The organism is Paraburkholderia sp. BR14374 (assembly GCF_040948685.1).
GTDB lineage: Bacteria > Pseudomonadota > Gammaproteobacteria > Burkholderiales > Burkholderiaceae > Paraburkholderia > Paraburkholderia youngii.
Map to the genome: position 1 here is coordinate 158388 of NZ_JBFPKF010000010.1, position 16314 is coordinate 174701.

General features: G+C 61.5%; 9 protein-coding genes and 1 pseudogene. 1 reads left to right on the forward strand and 9 read right to left on the reverse strand.

The window, feature by feature from the left end:
* Window positions 1–2: 2 nt before the first annotated feature.
* The 5 genes and pseudogenes from AB3X86_RS23300 to AB3X86_RS23320 all read right to left on the reverse strand — a co-directional run bounded on the left by AB3X86_RS23300 (window position 3) and on the right by AB3X86_RS23320 (window position 9854).
* Window positions 3–1516 (reverse strand): annotated as a pseudogene (locus AB3X86_RS23300) (ISNCY family transposase).
* A gap of 385 nt (window positions 1517–1901) precedes the next feature.
* Window positions 1902–2666, reverse strand: a complete 765-nt coding sequence (locus tag AB3X86_RS23305) for a hypothetical protein (RefSeq protein ID WP_368597827.1) — start codon at window positions 2664–2666, stop codon at window positions 1902–1904.
* Between the two features lie 14 nt (window positions 2667–2680).
* The gene (locus AB3X86_RS23310) at window positions 2681–6469 is read right to left on the reverse strand and encodes a hypothetical protein (protein WP_368597828.1); all 3789 of its coding nucleotides are present in this window, start codon (window positions 6467–6469) and stop codon (window positions 2681–2683) included.
* A gap of 236 nt (window positions 6470–6705) precedes the next feature.
* Window positions 6706–8853 (reverse strand): ATP-binding protein, encoded by a 2148-nt coding sequence (locus AB3X86_RS23315; protein ID WP_368597829.1) that lies wholly within the window; start codon window positions 8851–8853, stop codon window positions 6706–6708.
* 2 nt (window positions 8854–8855) lie between these two features.
* On the reverse strand, window positions 8856–9854 hold the full coding sequence (locus AB3X86_RS23320; protein WP_368597830.1) for a hypothetical protein: 999 nt from the start codon (window positions 9852–9854) through the stop codon (window positions 8856–8858).
* 252 nt (window positions 9855–10106) lie between these two features.
* Between AB3X86_RS23320 and AB3X86_RS23325 the strand changes: the two genes are divergently transcribed.
* Window positions 10107–10451, forward strand: a complete 345-nt coding sequence (locus AB3X86_RS23325) for a hypothetical protein (protein WP_368597831.1) — start codon at window positions 10107–10109, stop codon at window positions 10449–10451.
* A 361-nt stretch (window positions 10452–10812) separates the two neighbouring features.
* Here AB3X86_RS23325 and AB3X86_RS23330 read toward each other — a convergent pair whose 3' ends face one another.
* From AB3X86_RS23330 to AB3X86_RS23345, 4 genes are all read right to left on the reverse strand, one after another.
* The gene (locus tag AB3X86_RS23330) at window positions 10813–11376 is read right to left on the reverse strand and encodes a hypothetical protein (protein ID WP_368597832.1); all 564 of its coding nucleotides are present in this window, start codon (window positions 11374–11376) and stop codon (window positions 10813–10815) included.
* Between the two features lie 18 nt (window positions 11377–11394).
* Window positions 11395–12543 (reverse strand): hypothetical protein, encoded by a 1149-nt coding sequence (locus AB3X86_RS23335; RefSeq protein ID WP_368597833.1) that lies wholly within the window; start codon window positions 12541–12543, stop codon window positions 11395–11397.
* Between the two features lie 23 nt (window positions 12544–12566).
* Window positions 12567–14603, reverse strand: coding sequence for a hypothetical protein (locus AB3X86_RS23340; protein ID WP_368597834.1), 2037 nt, complete (start codon window positions 14601–14603; stop codon window positions 12567–12569).
* A gap of 97 nt (window positions 14604–14700) precedes the next feature.
* Window positions 14701–16311 (reverse strand): hypothetical protein, encoded by a 1611-nt coding sequence (locus AB3X86_RS23345; RefSeq protein ID WP_368597835.1) that lies wholly within the window; start codon window positions 16309–16311, stop codon window positions 14701–14703.
* Window positions 16312–16314: the final 3 nt, after the last annotated feature.

Below are 16314 nucleotides of genomic sequence, written 5' to 3' on the forward strand. Positions count from 1 at the left end.
TGTCATGGCCAGATCCAGATGTCGTAGCGCTGGCTAAAAATACAGATGTCGGGTTTGGCTTTGGTTTTGGGTGTGGGTGAGGGGCGTGTTGCAGTCCTTTTATCCCGCTCCAGAGGGGCTTTTAGCACCGGGCCTGCCGGGCTCCGGTGTGTCCCCATGACTGCCGCATTCCAGTCCTCAAGCGTCACTTCGCGCTGCTTCCTCGTGCCGGGCAGCCGCTCCCTGGGCCGCACGGCTTCACCGCGGTTCGTGCGGGACGGTGAACCGGAGATCCGGCGGTTGTCGCGCTGCGCCTGGATGGCCTGGACCACCTGCAGCGCATGACCGAGCCGCTTGTGTTCAATCACCGCCCCCTGGTCAATGGCGGCCAGCCGGTCATAGGGGACGCAGGGCAGGGCCATGCCATCCACCCTGGGCTCGATGCGCCCGTCCGGGTATTCCCACACCTCGATATACCGGTGAACCAGCCTGCGGTTCGCCGGCGTGTCATCCAGCAGGTACAGCACGCGGTCGTACTGTACCGTCAGCGACTTCGACACGCGGCGTGGCTCGCGCCACGTCATCAGCCGGTCCAGGTCCTCGTCTTCGCGCAGCGGCCGGTGCGCGTCGAACGCACTGCGCGGCGGCTTCGCAAAGCGTGCGTTATACGCGGCGATGAAGGCGGGCGCGTACGCGTTGGCGCTTGCGATCGTGCTGATATTCCGGAGCCGGAGCTCCTTTACCAGACGGTCCTGCAGCGTCAGGTGGGCGCGCTCGACGCGGCCCTTCGCCGGGCTGCTGTTCGCACAGAAGGTGTCAATGTTCAGCTCGTACATCGCCCGGCCAAAGTGCGTGACACTGCGCCCCGTCTTGCCGGCCGCCGTGCTGCGGAACACGCTCGCCCGGTCGCTGTAGAACGCCACCGGCTTGCCGTACCGCTCCAGATACGCACGCGTTGCCTCGAAGTAGCCGAAGGTCGATTCGGTCGCCGTGAAATGCAGCGCCATCAGGCGGCTGGTCGCGTCATCGACATACACCAGCAGCGTGCAGGCCGGTGCGCGGTCCTCGAACCAGTGATGGTCACTGCCGTCGATCTGCACCAGTTCGCCGAGACAGGCCCGTCGGGCACGCGGCTGGTAGACCTTCGGCGGACGCTGCCGGCGTGGCACCCATAGCCCGGCATCGGTCATCAGATGCCGTACGGTTTCCTTCGACAGCACCAGACCATGAGATTCCCGCAGCTTCTCGCAGGCCAGCGTCGGGCCAAAATCGGCGTAGCGCTCACGGATGATTCCCAACGCCCGCTGCGCCAGATCGGCGGCAGCTGGTGATGGCCGGGCTGGCAACGCCTGCGCGACACCAGCCCGGCTGCGCCTTCGTTGCGATAGCGCAGCACAAGGCGCTCGACCTGACGGCGACTGATCCCGAGCCGTTCGGCGGCCTGGCCCGGCTTGAGCCGGGCCTCGGTCACGGCCTGAATAACCTTCAGCCGATCGATCTCACGCATCGTCATCGTGATCGTCCCGGTCGCGTTCATCGCCGGCTCCCTGAGCGGATGTCCGGCAGTCAAATTACCCACAACACGACATTTCAATTTGGCAGAAACACGACATCTGAACTTTGGACTAACAGCTAAATCGTTGATAATTAAGATTATGTCAAATTGTTCGATAGCGAGCTGGCGCCCGCACTGCGCGTCTCGACACCGACTCGCAAAGCGCTTCTAGGTCCGCCCCCAGGGTATCGGCACGTTGGCTACCTAAAGGTTGACCTGCCCTGGAATTTTCGGACCAGCTGAAAGTTGAGAGAATGGCCTCCAACGGAGAAAGGAAGTCATGAAGCAGAACTGGTTCTCTGCTAAAGAGAGACGAGCGGCATAATTCCCTCAGTCATGGTATTTGTCAAACGAGGGCAAGGTCAGTTTAAGCTTGGACGTCGAGGAGGATTCCTTTAGGCTCAAGCATAAAATTAAGGCTTTTCTTACTCGCATCATGGTCGAGATCCCAGCTACCTCCGATACGACAGGTGCTCTCGCAGACAAAAGAGAGGAAGCGATTCAGTCGACCCGTATGGAACTGAGCAAGGGCACGATTATCGCGCCACCGCTCCAGATCAAAGGAATCATCCAGAAACCCTCGTACCCAAGGAAACCAGACGTCAGAGTGAATCTGGAATCGTATTTTGACCTGATCCGCCTTGAGGTCCCAGATCGACTGTTCTGGATATGCAAAACTGATCCTAGGCCCATGAATTGCCAGCGCCGGGCAACTGGCTGTCAGTCCGGCAGCCACTGGAACGTCCGCGGGCCGCAGGGTCTTAAGCAATGCCCCGAGATCGGCCACGTAGGAACTAGTGAGTCGTCCCAGCATGTCAAAATATGCGATCAATGCGACCGTCCGAAACTGAGAGCCTTCGATTTGCCGAAATCGCGATGCTGCGAACTGAAACAAGTCGACAACGCCTTCTTCCAAAACCTTGCCGCTGAGGTACTCGACAAGCGGTCCATCTCTCTCTCGCCGGTACCTCAAGAGAGGGGCCTCTTGTACGGAGTACACGTCGCACGTTTCTCCAAACGCTAAGGTGTCAAGCAACCATTTCTGCAAGGATGCTGCATCACTTCTGACAGAAGACAAGTCAGCTACCCAGGTCGCGATAGGCTCATCTTGGGTTACCCAGAGATTTTTCATGGTGATTCGATATGCTAAAGCTCGTTCGGTGAAAATCTGTGCTGGCCAGTTCCATTGGTGACTCGTAGTTCGGACACACGGTTCAAGGTAGATTGCGTTATGCCCTCTTCGCGCAATGCATTGAGCAGTTGTGCCCGATCCAATGCGAACATCGGATTCTTGGGATTAGTGATGCGGACATCATCAATCCAGCTGTAGCCATCAGGCGGGTGTTCTCCCCCTTCGCCACGCAGCTGCCGTGCAGCAGAGTCTATGTTCGTTGCAACCTTGTCCGATGCAGCGCTTGTTACCACCTTTATCTGAAGCGCCTCACGTGCGCCGTGATCAATCACATCAGCATCACCTAGGGTGGAATGTTCAATCGCTACACGACCGCCAGCAGATCGCAGCGCCGCTTCCTTCAATTGCGTCAGTTTGCCCTCTTGCCCGTTTGCAACTTCGTCGGCGACCTGTCTCATGAAGTTGCGAAGCCCTCTCGGATTTTCGAGATTACCACTGTTTGCCAGGCTGTGTACTTCGTCCAGTGCGCCGACCAGTTTCGCGATCTTAGCGACCTCGATCGCTGCCTGCTTCTCGACATTCTGATCAATTAACCGGTCAATAATCTCCACGCCCTTCTTCCCCAACTGATCGACGAGAAGGACAGTCTCATCTGGATCAAAGCCATCTTTCAGAAGACGCTCGAGCACACCGCTATCCGCTAGATCTGCAACGACATCAAGATTACCTATCGACTGCGCGCTTTCAACGAGACCTACGATTTTCGCTGTTTCTATTCCGGCCGCAGACAACGAATCGAGCACGCGGACACCGGCTTGCCCGTGGCCATCGGTTATGAGCGCAACCGTATCGGGATCTGTACCGCGTCCCAATATCCGATCGAAGGTGCCGACGTCCACTCCACTTTCCCGAAGTATTCCAAGGACCTCCTGCGTGAGGCCATATTTCCCGGCGAGGATGAGCCATGGATCTGTTATGGGGCCCACGGCCGGAGGCTCGTCGGGATCAATTGTCGGCTCGCCTTTGCCGCCGAAACGCGCCGATATAGCCTTTCCGAGCAGTGCAAAGATGAAGGCGAACGCCATGTTCGCCAGCAGATTCTTGTCCCAATTCTCGAGGCCACCCGTGATCACGTTGAATACGACTGTGAGTGCGCCAGTCGCGAGCGAGATCAGCGCGATACCCTGAAGCGAAGCGGCTAGGGAAGCCCCCAGCCACACGATGAAACCGCCAATCGCTGCTCCGAAAAGCCCGCCGATCAACGCGCTGACCGCAACCTTGCCCCAATCCACACGCGACAAATCAAATCCACTTCCGAAATTGCCTTTAGTGGCCTGGCTGACAATCGACCCTACTGCAGCGGCCACGGCCCCTACCGCAGCGAGGATCAGGACGAGCGCGAGACCTCCGGTAGCCACAGTGAGGACGCTGGCCGCAATTAGAACCACAATGATGAGCAAGCCGACGATCAGGCCTGCCCAGAAACCAGGGTCGCTGACCAGTTCCTTGAAATCGTCCCACTGATTCTCGAGGAAGCTTTGCTCCGCTCTCTTCTCCGCTCGCTTTTGAGCCTCCTCAACCCTCGGCCCGAGGGTGTCCACCGGCTCCTTCGCCTTGGCGTCCGCCGCGGTCACCTGGTCGCTCAGCTTGCCGTGGTACGCGGCGAGACCCTCGCCGAATCCCTGATCCGCTTCGCCGAGTTTTGCATCGAGGCTCGTTCCGACCTGGGTGACGGCACCGGTGCCGGCTGCGTTCGACTGCGCGACGAGCCTCGTAAGCTGACCCGAGATGGCGTGGCGCTGTTGGTCCACCTGTCCTGCGGTCTGGCTGACCAAGCCTTGGGTCTGACGGGCAACCGTAGCCGATATGGCATTCGTCGCGTTGGCGGCAGTCCCTCCCGACTTGGCGATGCCAGCGCTGATCTGCGCTGCGACGTCATCGGCACTGGCGCTCAGCCCGCCAAATGCTGTCTCGACCTGGCCGGAGATCTGATCAGCCAGCTCCGGCGCCTTTGGTGGATCGATGCCTGTGTGCGCGATACGCCGGGTTAGATCGCGGAGATGTTTGTCGCCGGCCGTAGCTGCCTTTATACCGTGATCGTGTAGTGCATTAATGGCGTGAGCCGCAACCACGTGCGTCTCGTGTATCTTCTGGCCGATCTGCGCATGCAGCTGGGAGATCAGGCTGTCTTCCGCGGACGACAGTTGCGCCGTCATCTGGGCCTTGAGATGACTGAGCTGTTGCCGACCTGCAACCAGGGCCTGTTGGAGCATCCCGGACATGCGCTGGGACATGCTGGTCAATTGATCGGTGAGCTGTGATTGTCCGCCCCCGAGCTGGCCGGCGATCTCCTGTCCGTTTTGGCGGAATGCGTCGGCCGCCTGCGGTCCGGTGGCGCGCAGCTGCTCCGCGCCGTCCGACACGCCGTCCGCAATCTTCGTAGCAGTGTCGGAGGCCAGATCGCGCGCGGCCTGTGCCTTCGCTGCAGCGACCTCTGGAGTGCTGCCGCCGACTCTGCTCTTCTCCGCCCCAATCGACCGCGCTTCTTGCGAATGGCCCTTAACCCGTGCAACAAGCTGGTCTGCCACGCTCCCAGCGGTTTGGATCGAGCGGTCGGCATATGTGGTTCCGAGGGCCTGGGCGCGTTGCTGTCGCGCCGCAAAGGTAGCTTGAGCCTGGGCCAGGTTCGTCGCGTGACCCCGGCCGAGCGCTGATTGCTGTGTTGACTCGTCAGCCGTCAGGTGACCCTCGGCCTGGACGATATGCTGACTCAATTTCGCCCGCGCGGCCGCGAACATTCCACGCACGGCCTTCTGTTGGTTACCACCGGTGGCGAGAAGGGACTCCTGAGCTTGGAAGGCGCTTGACGCGATCGCCTTACCACCCCGCGCAATTCGGTCGGCGAAGCGTTGCCTCGCAACTGTAACTGTAGCCGAGAGCCGTTCAAGGACGCGTCTTGCCCCAGGAGATCGCGCCGTCGAAAGCTCGATCGTGGACGGGGGCAGAATCATCTGCCCAGACTCCCCGGCTCGCCCCGCCTGAGGCGCTACCGCGGAAGTTATGACGCCGCCGGTTATCGCGTGTGTTTCCGGCACAATTGCGTCTGGAACTGCGTGCGTCGCATGGTCCGCGGCACGGCTCGGCATCGGGACGGCGGGGCCGGCGCGCAATGGTGGCCGCCCGATGGTCTCGAACGACGGCTTTTCGGCCAACGGCGCTTCCGATTCGTGCACACGAAGCGACACATCGGGCCTGGTCGGGATGCCGCTCGCGCCCGTCGGCTTGCTGCTTGTAGCGTCGTCGATCAGGCCTGTCGCATGCTTCTCGCCTTCATGAATGCTGTCCAGCGGCTCGGCTTTCGTGTTGGGCAGTTTGCCGCTTACATGGCGTTTCCCTGCGACGCCGTAGGTCTCGAGCGTTTCATCGTCGACATTCTTGAGAGGGGCCGCCTTGGACGCCGCGCTGTTCGAGGAATGCTGCTGTGGGTGGTCCGCATCCGGAACATGTAAGTCGCCCGCGATGATGGCAATGTTTCCGGTAGTCGCGACCGCGGTGATCTGCGCCGCGCGGTGCTCTTTCCGGACGGCGGCAGGATCGCCGACCCTTGCTTCTGAAGTTCCGGCGACGGACGTGCCTTTCGCGGGATAGCCTCTTCTCTCGACCCGTGCATCTTGCTCGAACGCCATAGGCGGCAAGACCGTTGGAATTGCGGGTCGCCGCGGCGCCAGTTTCGGCTCAAAGGCGATGTCGCCGGTCGCGGTCGCTGCGCGCGCCACGGCAGCATTACCGTAGGCAGCCTGCATTGATCTCACCTCAGCGGAACTGTTCGGCGCCGGGGAAGCAATGGACGGAGAGAGAGCAGGCTCAGGCTGCGATCGAGCTAAACCCCTGACGGCGTTGCTCATGTCGCTCTTCTCGAACGACGTGGCGCCCAAAGCGAGCTCAGGTGGCGGCCGAGTGTCGAGCGTGAGAGCCGCCCGCGGACTTGCCGTCGGCGCGGACCTAGGATCTTTCGCCTCCCCGGCGACGGTGGCCTGGCTCATGACGCGTCTTGTAGCAAGGTGCCGTAAGGGCCAAGCTCAGAGGGTGTGAGCACGCGTGCGTCCCGACGGAACTGGCGTGCCGTGGCGCGGACCGCGTGCGCCATCGTAATGGTATCGGAACTTGAATCAGCTGCGAGAAGCGCGGCCGTCCGCGCCGAACTCACGATCGCCGCCCCAGTCATTTCCAGCCGCGCGAGGGCCTGCAGATCCAAGTCGGCATTGAGCGGCGCGGATTTCGGAAACGCACGCTGCCAGATGCACCGTCGTTCGGGCAGACCAGGACGCGGAAAGTGCATCACCACTTGGAAGCGGCGGACGAAAGCTGAGTCGATCTGATCCTTCATGTTGCTCGCGAGAATCACCAGACCCCGAGAGCTCTCCAGCCGCTGAAGCAGGTAGCTGACTTCCAGGTTGGCGTAGCGGTCTGTTCCATGCTGGACTTCACCACGCTTTCCAAAGAGGGCTTCGGCCTCATCGAAGAACAGTACCGAATGGCTGTCCTCAGCCTCACGGAATGCCTCTTCCAGGTTCTTCTCCGTCTCACCGACCCATTTCGAGACGATCCGCGCCAGATCGACCTTGCAGAGTGGTAAGCCGAGCAGCCCGGCGATGACCTCAGCGGCCAGCGTCTTGCCGGTTCCTGGGTCGCCCGTAAACAGCGCTTTCATCCCGGTCCCGTTCACCAGCCTGCCGAATCCCCAGTCGTCGTCGACGCGCGATTGCAGCCGGAAGAATGTGGCGATTTCGATGATCTGGCTGTGCAGTTGTTTGGGCAGAATCAGGTCGTCGGCCGAACGTCTGGGATGCACTACCGTCGCAAAGCAACTACTGGAGCGCCGCGTGACGATGGTACAGGCGGCGGGCACGTGCCGGGCGACCGGGTCTGCGACCCCGTTGCCAGCCAGACGGGCGTGCGTGCGCGCCACCGAGGACACCGATTCGATATCACGCCCGCTGAGGCGGTAGCGAGACGCCAGGTCTTCGATGTCCTGCTGCGACAACTCCGGAAAGTGCTTGGACCAATCCAGTTCACGTAGGCGGAACGTGGGTTCGGCGAGTGCAACTTCGGCGTACCCTCCTGCTCGGATCAACTGCTCTGGTCGCCACGGATTTTCCCCAGTAACCAGGATCGGAACGGGTGAATCGGCGAAGGCTTCGGCGAGCACATCGGATCCTGCTTTGTCACTCGGATTGTCACCGGAGTTGGCCTCGAACCATAGCGCGGAACCGAGACACGCCGCCACCCGAATCTGTTCCTGAACGAGGTACAGTGCCTCCAGCCGCGCCCTTCCCGCGTCCGGCCTCTCGATGCGGCGAAGAGGCCGTTTTATGGCAGCGGCCAAAGCCAGCGCGAGATCCGCACCACCGTGCTGTCCTGGCCCCGAGATTCCGAGCACGCGAATGCGGCCTTCGATGAGGAAATTGCTCAGCCGTGTGAATTCAGTGTCCGTGATTTGTGGTGAGGGGACGGCACCGGTCGGGATTCTGACGTCCAGGCGGTCACAGAACAAGTTGGACATCCCGGGCCCGGCTCCCGTCAGAAAGTCGAAAACCCCCGGGCCAAGCCGAAATTCCTGTCGTGACTCGGTCGGCGGATCGCCAAGCGGAGCGAGAATTCCACAGCGACGCAATCGACTAGCACGACTCAACGCTGGTCGTCGTTCAATGCAAGCATGGCGAGACTCGGCGGTCAGCGAGACCAGCAACTCAAGGCATGGATACCGCCGGTTCAGGTCATCCAGGATGAATGCGTAAATGCGCTCGTAGGCTCTATCGATTTCCGGTGCCAGGCAAAGAAGCACGGCGTCCATTTCGAACGCTGTCAGGTCGAGTGTCTGGCGGAGTTCGTCGAGCGGAGGTCGGGCGCCCAAGGCCGTCATTCGAGCGCGCAACTCGTCCTCAGCATGTTGCTCGGCGGACGAGAGCACCGACGGCCCGCCGGCCATAAAACCGATCTCGCGGGACTCTACGGTGTCTAGAAGCGCGTTGACCTGGTGCTCGGTCACGCACAGCGCCGTAACGTCAGGTGAAACCTCACGGGACGCAACCCACTTCTGTTGCTCCACGGCGGATCTGAGCGCGCGGTTTAGCGGCTGCAGCCGCAGCAGCAGATGGTCGACGGCGAGCGATGTCAAGGCATCCATGCTCAAGCAACGCCGAATTCAACGACGCGCCCTCTAAACCAAGGGATGCCGGACACCGGGTCGAGAAGTCCTGCACGGGACAAATCGTCGCGTCTTCGCCCCATAGGCAGGCGGACCGAGACCGATTCGTCAGTGAAACGAATATTGGCATCGAAATCCTTGAAGTACTGCAATACTGCTTGAGGAGTCGTCCTTTCCCGGTTTCGCCACAGCTCCCATGCGATGGTTCCTGCGGCGGTGGCTGCCGCAAGTGTCGCAGTACACTCGAGCATGGGACGATCGGCGCACACAATGCCGGGCCGCTGGACAGCAAGCGCTTCCCACAGTCCATTCGATTCGTCCGAAGCGCTAGCAAGGTTACACGCCGCCTGCAGAACAAGCACCGATGATGGCATCTCGTGGTTCGTCCAGCCGAGGCGCACCGGTCCCTGCCGGATCTCCCGCCACGGCTCCCCGCGGGTCGGAGCGAGAACGGTTACGAAGGACAGGCCGAGTTTGGCAACCTCACTGAGCACTGTGGAATTGGCGCCCGTGCCGCAGACCAGAAGAACAGCGGAGCCCAGTTGTTTGAGAAGATTCGGAAGCGTCGCGAGATCGTCCACCCACACTATCGGGAAGCAGCCATCAACGTCCGTCAGTAGAAAACCGGAAGGCCCTTCATCTTGTGCGCACCACAGCATCGGCGCTGTTCCCCGCGTGTAGCCGCGAACTAGAGCATCCGCGAGTAGCCGGTCCAATAGGCCGGTATGTGGTGCGATCCTGTGCGCGAACTGAGTCAAGCCCTCTTCGCCAATCGGTATCCTCTGCCCGGCAAATGCCGTCGCGGTAACGATAGACCCGGGCGAACGCCGCCAGCCCCGCTCCGGGGGATCCAGCACCTTGTACGCGAGCACTCTCGCAAAATGTGTCGCCTCCCGTGACAGTTCCGCCACGTCAAGGACCGCGTCCAGTGCCTCGAAATAGCCGAGCTTCGCCAGCGGTCCAAGCAGTAGAAACGGCAATGCGCACGGAACGTGGACCTCCCAATTTTCCGCTTCTGTCGTGCTCAGACGCGTAGGCGTCGGAGCATGCAGACGCGCCGTGGGAAGTTGTCGCTCTGTTTCGCTCGACCGCGTCACCGATCCAGTTGGCGGGTGCTGTCGCTGCTGGTCCGATCCCCGTGTCCGAGCAACGCTTGCGTCTCTTTGCCCTCCGATTGGCAGCAAACGGTCCAGCGTTTCCCGGACCACTGGGTGGTTTGGTAAGATGCGGAAATGCGCGGCAAGCTGCATCGCCAGAATAAGTCGCTGGCGCAGAGGTTCAGTGGCTTCGCCTCCTCGATTCGACGGGACTCTTCGGATAACGAAGTCATCGATCGTCTCCGCACCCTCGATTGTTACGCCGTCCGGAAGCTGCCGGGAATCACTGGGCCGGACAAGCAACCTCGCGTGCCAAGACTCCAACTCGGCAAACGTGAAGTTCGCGAGACGGGCTTCGAGTTCTCCACGATCGTGCCAGGCCATGAGAAGCCGCTGCGGCGCCCCGCCGGGCAATCGGTCTCCCGGCACGACCAGCCGTGGTACGGCGACAGCCTCCTCTGCATCGAGTTCGCCCTGTGACGGTTCTGCGATCAGCCCAACCCGAAGGTTCAGTGCTTCGCGCAGTGCATCTTCAAGTCTCGTCTCGAAGGACCCTGCAGATTCGTGTGTTGCACAGGCACCAGTCGCAACACGGGTCGGAACGTCATCGATCAAGTCGCTCAATCGGAGTGGTATCCGCACTCGAACGGGCGCAGAAAACTCATAGTCGGTTTCCGTGTCCAGTATCTGCGCCAGTTTCCGGGTGAGCAGTTCTGGGAGCGAATGAACTACCCCGTCGAGGATCCGTCTCGGTGATGGTCCCCAATTCCAGCCGCCTCGTCGAACCACCCTCACCGCGCACCGACCGATTATGACATTAGTCATTGCCGCACCCCTGACCTTAAGTTACCGTGAAATGCTCGAATGCGGGTTTGTAGCCTTCCACAAACAACAACGCGTCATATTCTCCAGGCGACAGCGACGGGAGCTGGATTGTCGTAACTGCGTTGGACGTGTTGGCAGGCCCGGGAACCAACAGCGAAGCGCCGGGCTGCGGCCCCTGCAGGAAAACGAGAACGTTCAGCGCTTTGCCGGGTGAGGCTAGCAGAGTTACCGTAATAGAGGTGGTAGGGTTCGCAGGGCTGAGCGTGGGCATTGGGCCGATCCCGGAAAACTTGTCGCCCGTCGCATCGTAAGTGTATTGTCGAGGCGACTGCATGACCGTCGGGTCGAGACTGGTTTGCCGCAATTTAAGCTGAGTCGTCGGAACGATGATGTCTTGGGCGTTGAAGTGAGCCAAGTCGGGGGCGGCGATGCCATAACCCAGTCCTCGCACATGCAGACCGCCATCACCCACGAAAGTATCCGGCACCTGTTCCGGTATCGCGGGTTCCGCGACGCGAGTGAACACCGCCAGCACGTGTCCGGTCGAACCGAGATAGAGAACATTCATCTGCGGATCCATCTGACATCCTCCTCTTTTTCAGGCTGCTGCGACGGCCGCGATAATCGTGTAATCGCAAAAGGCTGGAAGAAGCGGCCCAGGATTTACGCCCCCCCCCATGTCCCACCACTGCACCCGACAATGCACCTGTCGCGTGGCTGGATCCGCCCAGCATTCGAACGGCACTGGAAGGAAGGGCCCAGATCCTGGCGGGGCCTGCAATTGGTCGACGCGCAGCGAGACATGCACATGCAGCGTGACCTTGGCGGGGTCGACGCCCGAGGGAAGTGGCAGGATCACGCCGTCGAATGCCTGCCCGGACTGGACTTGAATGCTGCCAGGTGTGACGGCCCCGGAGACCTTCCCGGTTGCAGTCAGATCGCCGGATGCACTGAGCGTCAACACCGGCGTCAGTGTGCCATCCGCATTTTGCTTGCCGAAGACCAGTTCTCCCTTGTTCGCCTCGTGAATCTCGAGCGCCATGACCGGGCCCGCTCCGCTGAAGTTCTGGGGATGCGTCGCGAGGCGCAACTGGCCGCTTGCCGAAACCACCTCAGCAGCATTGACACCTGCATAGCGCGGAGCCGTACCGCCGCTGCCAATCTGGTCGCTGACGTCCGCAAACTGCTTCGCGTTGGGTTCCCATTTCACGTAGCCAAGGAGAACCTTCCACGGGATCGCGGAAACACCGTCGTCGGGCGCGTCCGACACCTGCGGCGCCACTTGCTGGTCCGGATTCAATTCACTGCCCGGCGCGCCATAGACGATGTCATAGAGTTCCTGGACTCGCGTGGGCGACGCGTTCGCAGGGCCGCCGGAGAGATTTGCCGTGGCTGCCGCTGGCTGATCCCTGCCGCTCAGGAAGACCGGATACCAGACGTTGGACTGCGGAGCGACCGCGTTTTCCAGATCTGCTGGATTCAGCTCGATGTCAGCCGGTACGACGATTTCCCGGCCGTAGCCGTCGATAGCGATTCCTGCAACAAGCGTGACCGCGACGTAGGCCGTGCCGTTTGCCGTTGCCTTCTTCGCGGCCTGCAACACGAGGCCCGTGGCGATACCCCACCGATGAAGATATCGGTCATGCCGGGCAAGCTGATTCCGTGCATAGTCGACGCCGGCGACAAGGTCCGCTGCTGGCAGAATTTCCCCTTCGTAGAACATTGGGCGTGCAATGGGATCGGCCATGGCGATCTATCCTCTCTTGCTACTCACTTGCGGGCTGGTTGCTTCTTTTCCAGCACGGAGAGCCTTTCGGCCAAACTGGCGTAGTCTGCCCGCACGCTTTCGAGTGAAGCGTACGTATCAGCCAGCTTTCTCTCCAGTTCGGATCGGGCCTCGCGTTGCGACTCTTCGTGGACTCGAGGCGCGGCCACCGTTACCCCTCTTTCGCCCGCGAGCGCCGGGCGCTCATACCCGGCGACCGACCGCAAGACATGCGCTAGCGAATCAAGCGGCAGATTCGCAAGCAGCGCGGTGTGCTTGCGCGGTTCGGGGCAGCCACGGGCGATCATCAGCAGAGGTAGCATGGCGTACCCGTTGATCGGGCCTATGGCACGGATCAACGGATTCTCCTCGACCCCGCGCGGTTCGCACTCTTCGATCTCTTCCTCGCAGTCGCAGCACCAGCGCTCGATCGCCTCCCCGACACGCTGAACCTCCGGAATCCAGTAGGCAATCGATACCGGTGACACGACAATTTTCCGTTCCAGATTGCAGATATCTATAACCCGACAGTCTTCGACCGTCAGGCAGGCAAGTAGAACCCCCGGGTCGTCGCAGGACTGGCAAGGTGGATTCAGCGCATTGCACAGGCAACCGCGCAGCACCTCTCGTACCGCCCGAGCCAGCGCCGCGGCGGCATTGCCGAATGTTCGGAGATCATCGAGCGTCAGTTCTGACCGCGACGTCGGCGGCGGCAGCGCGATCTGTTCCACTTCGCACAACAGATCGCAGTGTGTGTTGTTCTGGGACTGCTCCATGTGCTCCAGCAGCCAGGCCCGGATCGCCGCCAGGGAGTCCGCGGCCGCCGATTGCAGGTCCGGTGACCATACCGCTCCATAGGCCAGGGCTTGCACCGCGATATCCCGGATCACTATGGGCTTGACCTGCCTGGCGTCCTCGGCGGGGACTTCGCCACCCGCCGCTTCCTGGAGCTCGGCGGGTTCCTGTTCGGCGAGCCGATGGACCACCCACAAGAGCGCCGCGGCATGGGCACGTTCAAGTGCGGTCTCCATGAATTTCCTGATCTCGGCGGGCGTTATGGTCTTGCGGACCCTGGCCATGAGCCCTTCGGCTTCCCTGATTTGATTCCTCACGCCCCCAACCCCGAGAAGACGCTCCTGCATTTCCACTGTCTGTATCCGGAGGCGTGCAACGTCCCTGCCCAGCACACGGACCGCCGCTAGCACCGGCCGAAGTTCCGGTGACTCCTCCCGTTCGCCCACTTCCTTGAACTCGCCGAACTCGCGGGCAAGATGCGCCAGGTGTTGCTCCAGTTCCGCTGCGAAGGCTTCCGGCTTAAGCGGTGCGGGAGCATCGCGCAAAGCCTTCACTGCGTGCACGGCCTCAGCGCCATAGATTCGCAGGTGTTCCGAGTCGACGGTCGTCCGCTCGAGCGCCGTCGGGTCTCCGATGCAGTCCCAAAAGCGCGAGCAGATAGCCGGCGGCGAATCCTGTTTGTCCGCACAACGTAGCTCGAATCGAAAACCCTCCCGGATGCGCGTCGGCTCACACGCCTGTGGGACGCACGGAGAGTCGGTGGCATAGGGCGACACCGGATCACTCGGCTGCTCGCAGTAGCTGATATACAAACAGTACTCGCGCGCGCCATTCCCCCTGTGTCTCGCCTCACCCGCGGATGCGGGCAGCGGCTTGCTGCCGGCGATGTACCGGCCAGACGCGCCCGCTGCTGAATCGGCGCACGGATCCCCGCAGTCATAACCGCTGTTCAGGCGAAGCTTCAGGTCCCGCACCATGGCATTGATGTCCAGTTCCTGCGAACAGGACACCACGATGTCATTCCCGCAACAATCCAACGCATAGCCCGGCTTCACGATCACATGTCCCATACCGCAGGGCTGGCAGACCACCTCGAGCCCGCATACGACGCCGGACCCAAACAGCGCGCGACTATGGAGGCGGTTCTTGGCGTCTACGTAGTCTCCCAGAAGCTGCAGGTCTTCGTCCGTGAGGAGTTGACCGGCAAAGAACCTCGGCCGCGTGAATCCCACGTTCTGACAGGTCATGCACCCAACACCTCCGCACGCGCATGGCCCGCCCGGCGCGCTGCTCGTACCCACGCAGCCGCAAGGCTTACTGGAACGGCTTGCCTGCATGGTCGTATTAGTGCTCATCGAAATCTCTCCCGTGCCTGCCGCCCTGCGGATGCTCCCGCTCCCGGATGTAGAACCAGCCTTCGAACGTTCCTCCGGGGTAGCCGTCGCCTGAAGTCCAGGGACCGTAGCCTCTCGGTGGCATCCCGCATTCCGTCGGGGATGGCCGTATCCTGAAGCGCTCGGCATACTCTTCCAGGATGGGGACCCGCCCACCCCAGTTCTCGCCGTCCACCGGGCGACAGCATTCATCCAGGATAAACTCGCACCGCACCGTGATCAGGACGCGGTCGCCTGGCTCCAGGGTCTCCCCCGTGCGGTCCCGATAAACGATGCGATCCGTCAAAGGATGATCGTGGAGATCGACGAATTCACCCGCCTTGTGATAGATCTCGGCCGAGCGTCCGCGCCCGCCCTCGATCACCCAGACATCCACAACACCAGGCCGGATCGAAGATGACAGTACCGGCCGAGAGAATCGGATTTCCAGCCCTCGTTGCGCGTCGCCGCGCTCGTGGTCGGTTCCCAGAAGCAGTTTCGCCTCATCCTGGGTATAGTGATGCCCCTGTTGCCAGCTCACTCCAACGATCGTGGTTGGCTGATAGAGGCCGACTGGCCTGCGCACGTGATTGTGGACGTGGTGTTCGCGGATCGGATGGCCTGGACAAAAGGCGTCTATTCGGGCCAGCAGAAGACATGGTTCGGTACAGGGCTCGCAGCAGGTTTCGCACCGACAGTCGGCCGCAGGAGGGTCGACGCTCACCCGGACCGTCACATCGTCCTGTAACTTGCTGTACGAGCAGTCGGCTGTGGCCCCGCACGCCTCGGTGATGACGGGGCGAACCGGGTCCAACGGTCGCTCGCAGTAACAAATGCTCACGTAAAGGCTGGAGGCACCGTGTCGAACTCGCCGATAGTCGTCGGCGCTGAGCCGTTCCAATACATCGACCACAAGGGGCCGGCGCACGACCAGTTCGTTCCCGCAGCAGTCCAGCGCAAGGCCGCAGTCGATGCGAAAACGCGTGCGCGGGGCTTCGCGGCAGTGCTGCTTGTGCAACGCTTCCAGTCGCCGCCTCAATTCTTCGATGTGGGCGTCCAGCGTGCCGAGGTCCTCCGCGGGCGTCTCCGGGAGGGCAGGTTGAGAGTCCGCCGGTTTACCTGAAGCGCCCGTCGATTCAGGTGCAGTCGGCGATATGGCGGCCGGAACGCGGACGGGCCCCGGCGTTCGGTCGGCTCCACGTTCAGATGCCGACGCCGGCTCGGCCCCCGCTGCCCCGGCCATTGGCAATGCAGGCGCGGAGGCCTTATACGACCCTGCGGCTACCCTGCGGTCCAGCAGGCGGTCCAGCTCTTCGCGCAATTTCCGTTCTTCTTCCTCTTCCTCCTTGAAGCAGTCTTCGGGAAATGGGACCGGTTCGACGAGCAGCCCGCAGATCGTTCCATATCCATGCAGGCAGCGGTTGTGCAGCTTGAGCTTCTCGCGAAAAAAATGTTGCTCGGTCTGAAAATCCTGAGCGCTCAGCATTTGCCCATAGAAATATCTCAAGCGGCGAAACGCCGGCAGGTCGATACACCCGTCGCCGTTGCCTCGCTGCGGTAAAACCCGTCCCGTGCCGTTCATGGT

Excerpts from the sequence above, each read along its gene's own strand:
- AB3X86_RS23345 (WP_368597835.1), bottom strand. The coding sequence starts at position 16,311 with ATGAACGGCACGGGACGGGTTTTACCGCAGCGAGGCAACGGCGACGGG.
- AB3X86_RS23325 (WP_368597831.1), top strand. The coding sequence starts at position 10,107 with ATGCGCGGCAAGCTGCATCGCCAGAATAAGTCGCTGGCGCAGAGGTTC.
- AB3X86_RS23305 (WP_368597827.1), bottom strand. The coding sequence starts at position 2,666 with ATGAAAAATCTCTGGGTAACCCAAGATGAGCCTATCGCGACCTGGGTA.
- AB3X86_RS23340 (WP_368597834.1), bottom strand. The coding sequence starts at position 14,603 with ATGACCTGTCAGAACGTGGGATTCACGCGGCCGAGGTTCTTTGCCGGT.
- AB3X86_RS23315 (WP_368597829.1), bottom strand. The coding sequence starts at position 8,853 with ATGGATGCCTTGACATCGCTCGCCGTCGACCATCTGCTGCTGCGGCTG.
- AB3X86_RS23335 (WP_368597833.1), bottom strand. The coding sequence starts at position 12,543 with ATGGCCGATCCCATTGCACGCCCAATGTTCTACGAAGGGGAAATTCTG.
- AB3X86_RS23310 (WP_368597828.1), bottom strand. The coding sequence starts at position 6,469 with ATGCAGGCTGCCTACGGTAATGCTGCCGTGGCGCGCGCAGCGACCGCG.
- AB3X86_RS23330 (WP_368597832.1), bottom strand. The coding sequence starts at position 11,376 with ATGGATCCGCAGATGAATGTTCTCTATCTCGGTTCGACCGGACACGTG.